This window comes from Salipiger sp. PrR003 (assembly GCF_010500785.1).
GTDB classification, from domain to species: Bacteria; Pseudomonadota; Alphaproteobacteria; order Rhodobacterales; family Rhodobacteraceae; genus Salipiger; species Salipiger pacificus_A.
The window spans coordinates 1-14,156 of sequence record NZ_JAAGOV010000052.1 but is presented as its reverse complement, the minus strand read 5'-3'; the positions used below and the strand labels follow the sequence as shown (position 1 = coordinate 14,156).

Annotated in this window: 9 protein-coding genes and 2 pseudogenes; 2 read left to right on the top strand and 9 right to left on the bottom strand. The window is 61.0% G+C overall.

The features are described from left to right. Positions 1–3: 3 nt before the first annotated feature. From G0D83_RS19115 to G0D83_RS32660, 3 genes and pseudogenes are all read right to left on the bottom strand, one after another. Positions 4–114, bottom strand: a pseudogene (locus G0D83_RS19115) (transposase); the annotation flags it as partial. Between the two features lie 460 nt (positions 115–574). Then, complete coding sequence (locus tag G0D83_RS19110) at positions 575–1,189, bottom strand: hypothetical protein (RefSeq protein ID WP_164196362.1); 615 nt, start codon at positions 1,187–1,189, stop codon at positions 575–577. A 271-nt stretch (positions 1,190–1,460) separates the two neighbouring features. Beyond that, positions 1,461–3,131 carry a sulfotransferase gene (locus G0D83_RS32660; protein WP_164196361.1) on the bottom strand — a complete coding sequence of 557 codons (1,671 nt, stop codon included), beginning with the start codon at positions 3,129–3,131 and terminating at the stop codon, positions 1,461–1,463. A 375-nt stretch (positions 3,132–3,506) separates the two neighbouring features. On the opposite strand from G0D83_RS32660, the gene G0D83_RS19100 reads away from it, so the two are divergent. Next, complete coding sequence (locus tag G0D83_RS19100) at positions 3,507–5,618, top strand: hypothetical protein (protein ID WP_164196360.1); 2,112 nt, start codon at positions 3,507–3,509, stop codon at positions 5,616–5,618. On the opposite strand, the gene G0D83_RS19095 is transcribed toward G0D83_RS19100, so the two are convergent. From G0D83_RS19095 to rfbC, 6 genes and pseudogenes are all read right to left on the bottom strand, one after another. Further along, positions 5,588–9,628, bottom strand: a complete 4,041-nt coding sequence (locus G0D83_RS19095) for a glycosyltransferase (RefSeq protein ID WP_164196359.1) — start codon at positions 9,626–9,628, stop codon at positions 5,588–5,590. The genes G0D83_RS19100 and G0D83_RS19095 overlap by 31 nt on opposite strands. Positions 9,629–9,700: 72 nt before the next feature. Further along, positions 9,701–10,576, bottom strand: a complete 876-nt coding sequence (rfbA, locus tag G0D83_RS19090) for a glucose-1-phosphate thymidylyltransferase RfbA (RefSeq protein WP_164196358.1) — start codon at positions 10,574–10,576, stop codon at positions 9,701–9,703. Between the two features lie 301 nt (positions 10,577–10,877). Further along, positions 10,878–11,366 (bottom strand): annotated as a pseudogene (locus G0D83_RS32805) (sulfotransferase family 2 domain-containing protein); the annotation flags it as partial. A gap of 197 nt (positions 11,367–11,563) precedes the next feature. Beyond that, entirely contained in the window at positions 11,564–12,232 is a 669-nt protein-coding gene (locus tag G0D83_RS19080; protein ID WP_164196356.1) for a sulfotransferase family 2 domain-containing protein, read from the bottom strand. A 1-nt stretch (position 12,233) separates the two neighbouring features. Continuing rightward, on the bottom strand, positions 12,234–13,283 hold the full coding sequence (gene rfbB, locus G0D83_RS19075; RefSeq protein WP_164196355.1) for a dTDP-glucose 4,6-dehydratase: 1,050 nt from the start codon (positions 13,281–13,283) through the stop codon (positions 12,234–12,236). Beyond that, positions 13,280–13,855, bottom strand: a complete 576-nt coding sequence (gene rfbC, locus G0D83_RS19070) for a dTDP-4-dehydrorhamnose 3,5-epimerase (RefSeq protein WP_164196354.1) — start codon at positions 13,853–13,855, stop codon at positions 13,280–13,282. Before rfbC ends, rfbB begins: the two co-directional genes overlap by 4 nt. Before the next feature lie 211 nt (positions 13,856–14,066). Between rfbC and G0D83_RS19065 the strand changes: the two genes are divergently transcribed. Continuing rightward, positions 14,067–14,156: hypothetical protein (locus G0D83_RS19065; protein WP_164196353.1), on the top strand; the 90-nt coding region annotated here is incomplete at its 3' end.

Here is a 14,156-nt window from a genome sequence, read left to right as displayed (position 1 = left end):
GCTGGTCGCCGAGCAACGGTAAGCCGCGCGACAGACCTCCACGACAGGCGTGCCATCCTCCGCCTGCTTGATGATGAACGCCTTCTGCGCGTCCGTGAACTTCGATGCCTTCATGCATTTCCGTTCCTCTCCCAGCCAAGGCTTCCCTCCGGAAAACTCTAAGCTGGAACGGAGGCGTTTTCGGGGATCACATCAGAGATCGCGGTGTATTATCACAACGTTTGCCGCGCCCTCGCCGATCTTTACGGGGTCGTGCGGATTATGGACCTCTGGTGGAGCGCGCGCTTCGTGCTTGAGGCCGTAACGCCGGGATGGGCAATATAGGAGGCTACCGTGGCCGGAAGTCCCCGCCACGCCCACTGACGGATCTGCTCCTGCAAAGCGCGTGGTCCTCCGCCGGGATCGGGCCGCATCGTTCTGCTTCCCGCTGCTTGTGGCAGGGTCGGCATGGCAGCATCACAGGGCTTCTGGTCCCAGCTGGACCCGAAGGTAGGGAAAGGAGGGTCTCGGGGCGGGGACCGGAAGACACGCTTATCTGGATCCGGCAGGCCTGTTGGCCACCGGAGGGCGGAGATCAGTCAAGCAGCTCGTCGATCGACTTGTACGAACCCGGCGTGCAATACTCGGTGACTTTTTTGCGTTCTCTGTCCTCGAGGGTGCGTCCGAGCAACCTCTGAGCCAGATGTTCCGCTAGGGGAACCGGATCGGCTGCGGCCTTGTCGTAGTTCACATAGATGCAGGGACGCCCGCTCTCGGCGATCAAGCTGGAAATTTTGACGTAATGCGAGGCGTAGGGCCGGATCAGATCTAGCGGATCGCCGCTTCCGGTGTGCTTCAGCTTGCTCGCCGCAGCATCCAACACATTGCGGAAGCTGGCGATAAAGAACGGATTCCGCACGCTGCCTGCGATGGATTCGTAGTAGATGTGCGTGGAGGGATGTTTCCACCCCCAGATCCCGTGGGAGGTATTGTTCTGGGAAATCAGTGCTTCGATGTCCGCGGTGTCGTTGGTCTTGTTGAACCGCTGGTCCTCGTTGTTCTTGGGATTGCATTCCCCCATGTAGATTCCAAGCAGGCGCAGGATGCCGGAGATCATAGAGGTTCCCGAGCGAGGTGGACCGAGGACGATGACGGTGGGCGGCTGCGCGGAATCGGAGGAAGAGACGGTCGTCTCGATGAAGCTAGTCATTAAAAAAGGCCTCTGTCGGTAGTTGGCGAGCAACATCAACGATGTATGTACCACATCTTGCGCCATGCGGCAGTATTAGTGGCAGAATTTGTCTGCATTGGGAGGAATTGTCACCTCGCGTGGTCACAAGCTCCGATCATGTGGGCGCTTTCGGAGACGGGCTGCGACAAGCGTGGGGGCGGGTGCGGCGATACGGGTGGACGGCGAGCGTGCATAGTCTAGACTCGTATAAACCGCCCTTCGCATGTGCCGCGTCCCTACACTTTTTGTGTCATTTCGCCCTGGACAGGGGGAGAGCTTCGGCCTGCTGCGCTGGTGCAGGGGCTGTCACGATCACGTCTGGACGATAGGGCTGGAGACCCTCAGCGCGCATCTTCTCGACCTCAGTGACCGCAGACTCGATATCCGAAAAGTCGATATGGCGCATCTGCCATGGCGCGTAATCCCACCAAGCGCAATTCAGCAGACGCTGGATGATCGCGTCTGGGAACCGCTTGCGGATCTCGCGGGCGGGGACACCGGCGACGATGGCATAGGGCGCCACATCCTTGGTCACCACGGCCCCGGCGCCGACGACAGCGCCGTCGCCGATTGTCACGCCGGCAATCACGATAGCGCCATGGCCAATCCACACGTCGTTCCCGATCTTGGTGCTCCGGCGGGTGGCATCTGTTGCTGCCTTCGCGATGGCGGGAGATGGAGCATCCGCATCGTAAAGGTCTTTGTAAGGGTAGTCGGCACCCGTCGAGATTTTGAAGTTCCCCTGGAAATGTGCCGGGCTGGTGGAGAGGAAGCTGAACGGGTGATCGGTCTGGCCGATGTTCAGGCTGCGGGCGAAAGAGCAATAACGACCGATCTCGGTGACGTAGATGGCGCCATCCGTCGTGTAGGAGAACGCGCCAATCGAGCATTTCCCACGGAAGGTCGTGCGCGAGGTCTTGGCTGGGGGCTCAACGGTCATAGCGGCGCCGAAGGATTGGAGCGTCTGCGGGTTGCAATCCCAGCCGTGACTGACGGCCTTTGCATGGTCTAATTCGGAGACCTTTATCAAGATGTCCCTGCGTTTTGGCAGCGGGCGGGGAATGTTCCGGTGGCGCACGGTCGGATTGCGTGCCGCGAACTCACGCAGCCGCTCGGTTTCCTCCTGCCAGATGTCGAGCCGGTTGCCGAAACGTGCTTGCAGGTTCTTGATCGTCGGCTCGTAGGCCTGGAGGAGGAAGTCCACGTCTTCCGGACGGATCGGCTGAAGGTCGGAAATGCCGGTTTCGATGACGTCCTCGGCGATGGTTGTTGGTCGCCCCTCGTTCGAAGGTGCGAAGGAAACATCGCTGAAGCCCTCGGTGTCGATGTCGAGGAAGCTGCACAGCCTCTGGATGCCCGTGTCCGGGGTCCGGGCAATGTCGCTTTCGAAAATCAGGGTCTCGATCTGATCCATCCCGAAGACCTGCTCCCAGGCATCGAGATGGCGATCGTAAAACCCGATGTCGAGAATCCCGAGCTGCTTTGCGACCTCGTCAAGATGGACCTCCGGCCGGATTCGGTTACGGCTGCCATGGTGCCCATAGGCTGAGATGGCGCGGCGGACCGGGTGGCGCAGCGACAGAATGATCGACACGTCCGGCCCGAGAACGCGTCGGACGCTTTCGGGAATATGCGGATTGTGCATGGGGGGGGGCTGCCGCGGCAGGGCATGGGATTCGGAAGACCAGAAATAGCCGGGGGTCTTTTCGCCGATCCACTTGTGTTGCGGACCCGCCTTCTCAAACCGCCCTAGGTATTCCGCGACATTTTCGGGGGTCTCGCAGTCCAGACGGTTGAAGAACAGAAGTTCGACACGCTTTGGAAGAAAAACCTCACGATGTTTGCGCAGCACATCGTAAATCCAGGTAGACCCTGCTTTCTGCGCTCCGATGATGAGAAAGTTCGGCTTTCGTCCGGGCACGTTTCTTTCCTTCTTACGCATCGAGAGCGAAAGCTTCGGACGCACTCCCTCGGATGTCTCGCGAAGGTCCGAGCGCGTATGGCCCTGTCCCGGATGTGTAGACCTACGCGGTCATGCAGTCTGTTAACGCATCCGGTCTCCCATGCAACTAGGGGGTTGTCAACCGAACTGGACCGGTGTCGGACGACCTTGGAGCGGTGGTGGGTACGCTCCAAGCCGTGCATCTGGGCAGTGCTCGGCCGGAAAATGCATGGCGGCATTCAGAATGCTTGCGGCGCGCGCCTGCGGTGGCCAAAACTGTATGGCGTGCCCGGTGCGCGGGCCTGCCGTTCCAGCCGTTCCAGGCGACCCGCTGCCAAGCTTGGAGGATATGTCATGCACCGAAGAGACGTCGTCCAGAATATCGGAGTTCTCGCAGCCTGCTCCACGCTCTCTCCTGCCAGCGGCTGGGGCAGTCCGCAAAAGGTTCTGCCGGTCCGATATGCCAGCCGGAGGGAGTTGCTAGCGAATATTGCGCAGCTGCGGCACCAACTTGCCGATGGCGCGGAAGTCGGGGTTCCCGGCCTGTCCTGGTTCAAGGTGCCCCAAGCCCACGCTCTGCATGATGCATCGCCGATTCCGGATATGCCGGGCTTCTTGCCGTCCGGCGACTGGTCCGCGCGGCATTTCGGTGCGCGGCTCAACGGGATCGACGACGATACGGTCGCGATACAGGCTGCAATCGATGCGGCACATGAAGTGGGCGGAGGCGCGGTAACGGTAGATGGCGGCATCGCCCGCGTCTCTGCGACCCGCACCGACGAAGCCTATCTGACAGGGGATATGCGCAGCACGCATCGGACCAAGGGTCGCGTGTGTTTGGTTTTGCGGGACAGGGTCAGCATCTCGTTCCGGAATGGGGGCGGACTTATGTCCGACGATCCCAGCCTGACGGTTATCCTGGTACTCGACGCGGAGACGGGCTCGGGCGTTACCGGTCAGCCCGCGCAGTGGGGCAAGGTGTCCGGTGGCTGGATAGAGAAAGGCACCGGGCATGGAATCGCCCTGGCGATATCGAGCGCCGATAAGCGTCTCGGGACTGTCGAATTCGGATGGCTCGAGATCTCCCATGTGGGGTCCTATTGTATTGCTACACAATTCGGACTGGTCGAAAATCTGCGCCTGCACGACCTCTATCTCCATGATTGCGGCGCGGATGGTTTGGACAACAAGAACCGCGGCCTTGTAGGAAGCCGGCAGCCGCAGACGTTCATATCCAACTTTCTCGTTGAACGGCATGGGCAGAGAAGCGGAATAACCGAGAGCGCCGGGGTGGATTGCCGGGGCGGTGTGGTCATGACTAATGTGGTCGTCAGGGATTTCGCCAAGCCAGGACAGGGCAATGTCGGCATCAGGCTTTCATCTTCGGTGGTGTCCGAGGAGGACGACGAATATCGGCCCCCCTCCAGTTTCTCGAACATCTCCAACATCACTATCGATTCCGGAGACCCCTCGGTGGAGGGCAGCATGGGGCTGGTTCTTCTGTCGAGCAGGGGGACAAACGCTAGCAATGTTTCGGTCAGGAACTGTCGGCGCGCCTTTTCTTTCGGGGACGCCGCGAGTGGAACTGGCGACACGTCCGAAGGAGCCTCCCTGACCGGGTTTTCTGCCGAAGGGTGCTGGGACGAGGGCGTCTTCCTGAAAAGCTCCAGGGTCACGCTGACGAACGGTACCATTTTGGGGGCCAAGGATTCCTTCTCAGCGAAACGTGAGAACCTTGCCGCTGCGAACGGACGTCTCGAGCTGCAGCGGCCTCACAGGGCCGATGGGCTGAAGGTCTACCGCAATGGGTCTCTTTTGAGCAGTCCGGAGCATTACCTTGCGGAGGGTGAGGGCGATGCGGAAGCGGTAAAAAGCGTGACGTTTCATGAGCCGCTGACACAGGACGACCGGGTCGAGGTCGTCACCGAGACACTCGGTGCGTACCATGTCCTCGGAGAGGAGTGCCATCTGAGCGGGTGCAACGCCTATGATGCCCGCAAGCCGATCTCGGGAAGCGCCCCTCCGCTTGTCTCCGGCGGGAGCTTATCGGGGCCCATGCCTTGGAGGGCCGTTCTGTCCTTTGCCGAAAAGGAGGCAGAAGATCGGGATATAGCCTCACGAGGCCTGTTCTTCTTAGAGGGCTCTCATGTCAGGGTGGTGTGCGACATCCCGCTTTCTCCCAGAGCGGATATGGCGGGATTGTACCTTCATGGCCTGCCCTATCCAGGCAGGTCCGACAGGGTGTCTGACATGACAGCTATCCGCACTCTGGGAGGGGCGCAGATCGTCTGGCCCGGTGGGTTGATCCCGCTTTCAGCTACTCTGGCCCCGGGGGAAGATCGGGTTTCCTTCGCCCCGGAGACGACATCCCCGTCCCGGCCCCCGGATATCCTGGGGGGCCGGGACGGGGATGTCTTGCTGTCGGTTGATCTTGTCTATCCCATCCGGGGGGCTGTATGGAAATGATTGCCGACGTAAGGGCCGTCGGAATGTCGCAGATGGCCTTCTGTTGGCTCTGTAGGTGTCCGGCGCTCCTTGCGATTGTCTGACGATGCGGTCATGCGGCGGATGAGTTCGTCATAGGCGTGCAGGCTATCGCCCATGAGCCCGTGCTTCTCCACCCACGCCCGCAGTTCGGCACCATCCACCCGGTTCGCGGCCCCGGCGGTTATGCGCGCGCTCAGCGCCTCCACCCATGCCTCGGTCTCGTTCGCCACCGTCTCAATATGCGGCGCATTTTGCGCGAGAGGCCGGTAGACATCTGTTTCGGAGGCCAGAGTCGGCAGCCCGAGCCCCGCGTATTCAAGACCCTTCAGGGAGGATTTACTCGCGTTGAACGACGTGTCTCGCAACGGCGCGACGGCGAAATGGAACCGGGCGGACTGTTCGCGCAGCCATGGCACGAAGTTGCGGTAGCTTTTCATCCCGTTCGGAATTTCAAGGGTTTCCACATAGTCTGGAAGGGACGTGTCGAAGCTAGTCGAAATCCCGATCAGCGTCAGACGGAACTCGGGATGCCGGGCGTGGATCTCCTCAAGTGCGGGCATCAGAAGCTTGAGGTCGTCGCCATGGGTGGGGCTGCCCATGTAGAGCGCACGCACGGTGTCGCCGAGAGACGGGGCCGGAGGTGTTGAGCGCCAGAGCCGGTCGCTCAGGAGATTGGGAAGCAGCGCGACGTTGCGGTTGATGTCGCGCATCTTCTCGAGCAGCGGCTGCGTCGAGACGGTGATCATAGCAGCATCTCTAATCAAGCGGCGCAGGAACGGCGCGTAGTCGGCATAGGTTTGCTCTGGATCCTTGTCTTGGGGGACATCTAGCAGGTCGTCGTCCAGATCCAGAACGAAGGGGATGTTGCTCTCTGCGAAGGCCGCGCGCAGCGGATCGATCATCGGACGGGGAATGGCGGTCCGTTGCAGGATGGCGCCGTCAAGATCTCCGCGTCGGACAAGTGCGAGAAGCGATGCGGGGCTTAGGCGGATATAGCAGACGTCGCGGTCCACTGAGTTATGCGTCCGAGCCCAAATACGAATCTGCGTCGACGCGTTGGCATTGCGTAGGTCCGCGTTTTGCGGGCATACGACACCAATCCGGGTTATGTCGCGGGCACCGGGGGTCATAACCTTGCGATAGACATTCAGGTATTTGGCGCCCATCAGGCGCGTGGTGTTACCCCGTCCATAGCCGCGCTGCCACGCGTTGACGGCGGCAACCCGCTCCTGCATTTCCTTGTCGTCGAGTGCCAGCTCCAGGATACGCTCGTAAAGAGCCGGAATATCGGAGTGATCTAGAACCCAGCCGGCACCGCTGTTACGGACTCGCGTGGCGACGGTGGGGTAATCGAAGACCAGGGCGGGCAAGCCGATCGACCAAAGCTCTGTCAGCGTATGACAGTAGGTTTCATCCCAGATCGAAAAGATGCCGCCCAGGTGAGGCTTGATCTGTGCTGCCTTTTCTTTGAACTCTTCCCGCGTGTAGGAGCCATGCAGGATGATCTGCGGATGGGGTTCATAATTCTGGGCGTATATCTTGCCGAGAATGTGGAATTCCAGGTGCTTGGATCTGTCTTGCCGGACCAGATCCTGGATAACCCGCAGCCCCTTGGCTTCATCGATGTTGCCGGGCATCAGGATGCGGATTTTCTGATCACCATCAGGGGTGCTGCGGACTGTGCCGAAATCCGGAAAATCACGACCGTGCGGAATTACCGAAAACCGTTCTGCGGACACTCCGGGAAGATGCGACAGGATCCGCGCCCGGGCACTTTCGGAGGTGGTAATGAAGGCATCGCATTGGCTTAGCGCCTCAGAAAAGCGTTGTCGCCATGTATGAACCCACCCGTCTCGCAGCCGCGGCAGGCTGTTTTCCGGCCAGAGCTCTGCCTTGCAGTCGCCTTGGCCGGCGGTGCAGGTGCCCCCGCAAAAGCGCTGTTCGGCGTCGATCAGTTTGACGGTCGGGCAGAGGGCATAGAAATCATGGAAGGAGAACACGGTCCGGATATCGAGTTCGCGCGCAATCCGCGGCAACGACAGGCCGTGCCAGCCCAAATGACGCATGTGGAGAATGTCCGGATCGAGCGTGGTAAGCCAACTCGTCACGACTGCATCATACTCGGTGGAACCGTGCGAGATCGGATCCACCGGTTCCGTCAGCCGGTGTTGCCGTAGCGTGACCATCCTGCCCTCGACCAGCCGACTGAGCTCTAAGATATGCGAGTCGCAGCGTAGCAGCCAGCCATCGAGCGCATCGTCCAGGGCATTCATCAGATCGCGGTTAGTCTGAGGCGTTCCGCCAGTCTTGGTGGACACTACAAAGAGCACCCGGGTCTGGCTCATCTCCGGCATGGTACAATCGCGCAGCGCCAATGCGGCGCGATGGCGGGCCATCAGGATATCCGGGTGTTCTTTGTAGACAGCAGTAAGTTTTTTGTATTCAGGATAGCGCGCATCGACGACTTCGCGCCCCTGTCGCATCAAGTCGGTCTTTGTGTCGCCGAAGCTCTTGGACCGATCATGAAACACATAAGTGCGATCGTCGATCAGGTTGTGCCAGCCAGCACGTCCAGCGCGCATGCAGAAATCGTTTTCCTCTCCGTAGCCGCGTGGGAACGCTTGGGCATCGAGCAGGCCGATATCATCCATGCAAGCGCGGGTGATATACATGCAAAAGCCGTTCCCGGTTGGAACTGCGGGGTAAAGGCCTAGGCTGCGGCGGCGAAAGGCCCGGGCATAGGTGACCTCGTCGACGCCGGCGGGCAGCTCGTTGTCGTTGCCGATCGTCGGTGCTGAAAAGGCTCCAGCACGATCCGACATCGCTGTGACAGTGGCGACCCGGGGTCGCGAAACGACGGCTGCGCGCAGACCCGCGACCCAGCGGGGAGTCACCCGTGCATCCGAATTTAGGATGATGACATCTGCGCGCCCGGTTTCGTTAAGGCCCCGGTTGACTGTCCGGGTGAAACCCATGTTTTCGTCGTTGTGCAGGACACGCATGTTCGCATGGGCTTCGGTCCCCGAAAGGATTTCCATGATCGCGGGTTCCGGAGAAGCGTCGTTCACGAACAGGATATCGACCCATTCCGGTGTGTAGGCGGCCAAGCGCTCGATGCAGATTTCGAGATCTTCAGCAGCATTATAAACGGGAACGACAACCGCAAGAGGGTAAGGCGCGCTCGACAGCCACGCGTTCACCGTTTGCGGGCAGTCCTTGCCGGTGACGGTGATGATCTCCTTGTTGTTATTTTGCGACCGACCGCATTGAATAGTCTCTGTCACCGAGGTGCCGTTCGGAAGCTGGACGGTGACAGTGTGATCGCCAGGTTCGAGGTGCTCGAGGTTGAAGGAGGTTGCGAAGCCACCTATCCCTTTCGAGACGCCGGCGCGCAGCAGGTCGTTTCGATGGATGTTGTTGCGCAGGGTGCAATAGGGCACGCCGTCGATCAGAACACGCACGTCGAAGATACGGTCGGTCTCACCGGTATCGACTGCCCAGCCCTGAAGGTGGCGCTGCGAGAGCTTCTCGAATGCGAACTCGTAGACAGGCTTCAGTGCAGGGGCATTAGCCGCAGGGAAGACGGGCTGATTTCCCTGCGCGGCATTTGGCTGCACCGAGACGGTCCCGGCGGTAAAGGTCTTGATCTGGCTGAACAGCGGAGTGTTGACGCCCGCCGGATGGACAGAGACCTTGACGCTCCCGTGTAAGGGAGGGGTCAGGTCGTTCAGCGCAATATGGAAGCCGTAAAAGCCGTTACCGAAGCCGGCTTCGCGGACGTCGGGGCGCTCGAGGTCAGCGGGAATGCCTGACGCGATAAGGGTCCCGTTCAGGTAGATATCGACGGACTGGGGCCTGTCGTCGGTTCTACGCTTGAGCCATCCTGCCAGAACAGTCTCGTTGAAGAGATCAATGTTACCGTAAAAACTGCCAGTCTTTCGACGCACGAGTTTTTCTTGTAGTTGGCTGACGGCCGTCCCGATTTTCATTGTTGAAACCTTTAAGCATAGAGCACTTACGATGTGGCCTTGATAGTGTGGCGGGTGATCCGGGGTGCAGGGTTATCCCCGCAGCAGCCCCATAAGATAGCGCCCGTAGTCATTCTTGCGGAACTTCTCTGCGCGGACCGCCAGTTGCTCGCGGTCGATCCAGCCTTGGTCGAAGGCGATCTCCTCGGGGCAGCCGGCCTGCTGGCCCTGACGCTTCTCCAGCGTGCGCACGAAGTTGCCCGCGTCGAGCAGTGAGCCATGGGTGCCGGTATCGAGCCAGGCATAGCCGCGGCCCATGCGCTTCACGTCGAGCTGGCCCTCGTGCAGGTACATCTCCAAGAGCGTGGTGATCTCCAGTTCGCCGCGCGGCGAGGGCTGCACTTGCTTGGCCCGCTCCGGCGCCGTGCCGTCGAGGAAGTATAGCCCGGTCACCGCGTAGTTCGAGGGCGGCACCTCGGGCTTCTCGATGATCGAGGTGGCGCGGCCGTCCGCATCGAAATCCACCACGCCGTAGCGCTCGGGATCGGCGACGCGGTAGCCGAAGACCGTGCCGCCGCTCTCGCGGGCGTCGGCCTGGGCCATCATCTCGGGCAGCCCGTGGCCGTAGAAGATATTGTCACCCAGCACCAGCGCTGAGGGTGCGCCGTTGAGGAACTCCTCGGCGAGGATGAAAGCCTGCGCCAGCCCGTCGGGGCTCGGCTGCACCACGTAGGTGAGCGAAATCCCCCATTGACTGCCGTCGCCGAGCGTACGCTTGAACTGCTCCTGATCCTGGGGTGTGGTGATCAGGCAGATCTCGCGAATTCCGGCCAGCATCAGCGCGGATAGAGGATAATAGATCATCGGCTTGTCGTAGATCGGAAGCAGTTGTTTCGACACGCCCATGGTGATGGGATAGAGCCGCGTGCCGGAGCCGCCGGCGAGGATGATACCTTTGCGCTTGGTCATCTTGGAAATGTACCTCAGTCGGGAGAAGGCGTGGGAAGGGAAGCAGATGCGCGCCGAAATGCGCCGCATAGAGGGTCATATCGCCGGCGTCGAGCCGGTCATGCGCAGGTAGTCGGCCACTATGGTTCATCTCTGCCAGTGCGGCGATAGGGACATCGGCGAAATCGCCCTCGCGGATCACTTCGAACTGGTCGGTGCCATGGCCGGTGAGGCCGGGCGCGCCCTGCATGGTCAAGCCGATCGTATCTTGCAGGATCGGGGTGGCCTCGAGGGACCGCTCCAGCGCTAAGACATGGCTGCAGTGCTCGTAGACCAAGAAGTCTTGCTGCGGAGGCCAGTGCCAATTGACCTTCAGTGGAACCTGCCCGTCGAGCAGGGGGACGACGTCGTGGAAGGTCAGCGCATCGGGATCAAAACCGTCGCTGGTCAGCCGGTAGAGCTGCCAGAGCTCGGGGGTATTCTCGACGGTCTTGTCGAGAAACACGCTGGCCAGACGGACGTGCGGGTAGCGCAGCACTACAAAGCTGAGGGGCGCGCGCACCTGTTCGGGCAGGATGGCGGCGAAAGTGCTGTTGTTGAGGTGGAGCCAAGTCCTGTCTTCGGGACTTTCGATACACTTGTTGGCCACCGCCATCGAATAGCGCAGCCTCGAGCAGGCGTTCTTCGGAATGAATCTGTAGACCGCGCCGGAACAGTGATGCACCAATGCGTAATGGGCTGCGAAGCCATGCGTCTTGTTCTGTGGCAGGGTCACATCCTCGGAGCGGACGTAGCGCAGCAGGTCCGTCATTGTCCGGAACTTCCCGCATCGGTGCCGCTGGCGGTATCGGTTGCCGCGGCACCAAGCGGACGAGCTATAAGCATCGCCCGGAGCGTGGCATCTGTGAGGTCTGCCGCAGAAAGGCATGACGGCTGCGGCTTGGGAATACGCCGCAGCTCTTTCGTTGTGACCAGGATTGTCTTTCCGGGAGTTTGCAGCGTCACATCCTACTCCGTTCTCGGGGCGATCCCGTAAGGTTCGTACCGGAAGCGATCAAAATCTGCACTGTAGATGCGGGCTATACGGACTCGATCCGGGCGAGTCATTTTTAAAGACGAAATTCCGCTGTTCTGTTCAGCGAGGATCTCTGCAACGCTGTTGCTTTGGCCGATATGCCGTGGCCCCTGCGCGTCGCCTGAGAGCCTGTCCAGCCAATCGACCAGATGATTAAGCCCGTCTTCGAGGCGGAAGATTCGACAGTTGGGGGGGACAATATCATCCATCGGGCGGAAATGGCCATCAAAGGCAAAAGGCTCTGTCCGTAGAAGCTTCGGCAGGCCCATAATCCAGCTCGACAAGCTGGTATCGGGGGGGATGCGTCCCAATCCGTCGCGCTGGACGCGAAAGGCGCTCATCAGGCGGTCATACGGATGTCTTACGACTGCAAAGCTGGCGTCGAAGAAGTCTCCCGGGAACAGCCTAACCTGAGCGTCGGCCGGGATGTGTTGGGGGGAACTGTTGGTCCAGCGGAAGCGCTTGGGGGTCTGCCGGTATTTCCGGTCCAGAAAAGCTAATGGTCCAAACCGTTCCTCCAGATAGTCCTCGATCGACGAGCCGGCGCATTTTGGCACATGGGCAAAAAAGCACAATCGCGATCCGATGCGGATGATCGGCACGTCAGCGTCCTTTTCCGAGGCGTTCACCGACCCCCGCGCGGGCCTGCAGCGGGTGCCACCAGGCCTCGTTGTCGAGATACCATTGCACGGTTTTCTCGAGGCCTTCCTCGACGGTCACCGAGGGGCGCCAGCCGAGCTCTTCGCGGATGCGGCTCGGATCGATCGCGTAGCGCGCGTCATGGCCCGGGCGGTCGGTGACGAAGCAAATCTGGTCGGCGTAGGAGCCGCTCTGCTTCGGGCGCTTGGCGTCGAGGATGGCGCAGAGGGTCTTCACCAGCTCAAGGTTGGTGCGCTCGTTCTCGCCGCCGATGTTGTAGCTGCGGCCCAGCTGGCCCTTTTCAACCACCAGCAGCAGCGCGTCGGCGTGGTCCTCCACGTAGAGCCAGTCGCGGATGTTCTCGCCAGTGCCGTAGATCGGTAGCGGCTTTCCGGCCAGCGCGTTGAGGATCACCACCGGGATCAGCTTTTCCGGGAAGTGGTAGGGCCCGTAGTTGTTCGAGCAGTTGGTCAGCACGACGGGTAGCCCGTAGGTCTCGTGCCAGGCGCGCACCAGGTGGTCGGAGCTGGCCTTGGAGGCCGAATAGGGCGAGCGCGGATCGTAGGGGGTCTCTTCGGTGAACTGCACCGAAGGATCGGCGGGCAGCGAGCCGAAGACCTCGTCGGTGGAGATGTGGTGGAAGCGGAAGCTCTCGGGCTTGCCCTGCGCTGTCCAGTAGGCGCGGGCGGCTTCGAGCATGTTGTAGGTGCCGGTGATATTGGTCTCGATGAAATCGCCGGGGCCGTCGATCGAGCGGTCGACATGGCTTTCCGCCGCCAGATGCATCACCGCATCGGGTTTATGGGCGGCGAAGATCCGGTCAAGCGCGGCGCGGTCGCGGATGTCGGCCTGCTCGAAGGCGTAGAGCGGGCTGCCGGACACCGAGGCGACGTTGTCGAGGCAGGCGGCATAGGTGAGCGCGTCGAGGTTCACCACCTCGTGGCCGCGGGCAATGGCAAGGCGCACCACCGCCGATCCGATGAAGCCGGCGCCGCCGGTGACCAGAAGTTTCATGCCTGGGAGTCCTCAAAGGTGAAGGGGCTGTCGAAATCGGCCAGCAAGGGGGCGGCGGCGTCCTTTTCTGAAAGCACCGCGCCGCTCGTGTCTATGCCCCAGTCGATGCCGATCCCAGGGTCGTCGAAACGCACCGCGCCGTCGCACTCGGGGGCGTAGTAATCGGTGCATTTGTAGATGATCTCGGTGTCATCCTGCAGGGTGATGAAGCCATGCAGGAAGCCCTCGGGGATCAGCAGCTGGCGGCCGTTCTCGAAGCTGAGCTCATAGCCCACCCATTTGCCATAGGTCGGCGAGCCCTTGCGGATGTCCACCGCCACGTCGAAGAGCCGCCCGCGCCCGCAGCGCACCAGCTTGGCCTGGGCATGCGGCGGCGCCTGGAAGTGCAGCCCCCGCACCGTGCCGGTCTTCGCCGAGAGCGAATGGTTGTCTTGCACGAACTCATAGTCGAGCCCCTGCTCGGCCATCCGCGCCTTGTTCCAGCTCTCGGAAAAGAACCCGCGATTGTCGCCGAACCGGCGGGGGGTGAGGAGCTTCACCCCGGGGAGGGCAGTTTCTTCTATTTCCAGCATAAATCTTAACTTTTCGCGTCCGCTACAGTCTCGTGGTTTGTCTACAGAGGAAAGCGCCGCGGAAAAAGGGGCGATCCGCCCTGAGCGCTTATTCCATGAGCGAAGTGCTGCTTCCGTGGGCGCGTGAGGCAGGAGACGCGTCGCCCTTGCTCTTGCAAATGTCGCGGTGCGCAGCCCATAAACCGGCAAAAGGAATTGTGGGACGACCCTTATGAAAATCGCAGTTATCGGCACCGGTTACGTGGGCCTTGTCTCGGGCGTGTGTTTCTCCGACTTCGGCCACGAGGTGGTGTGCGTCGAC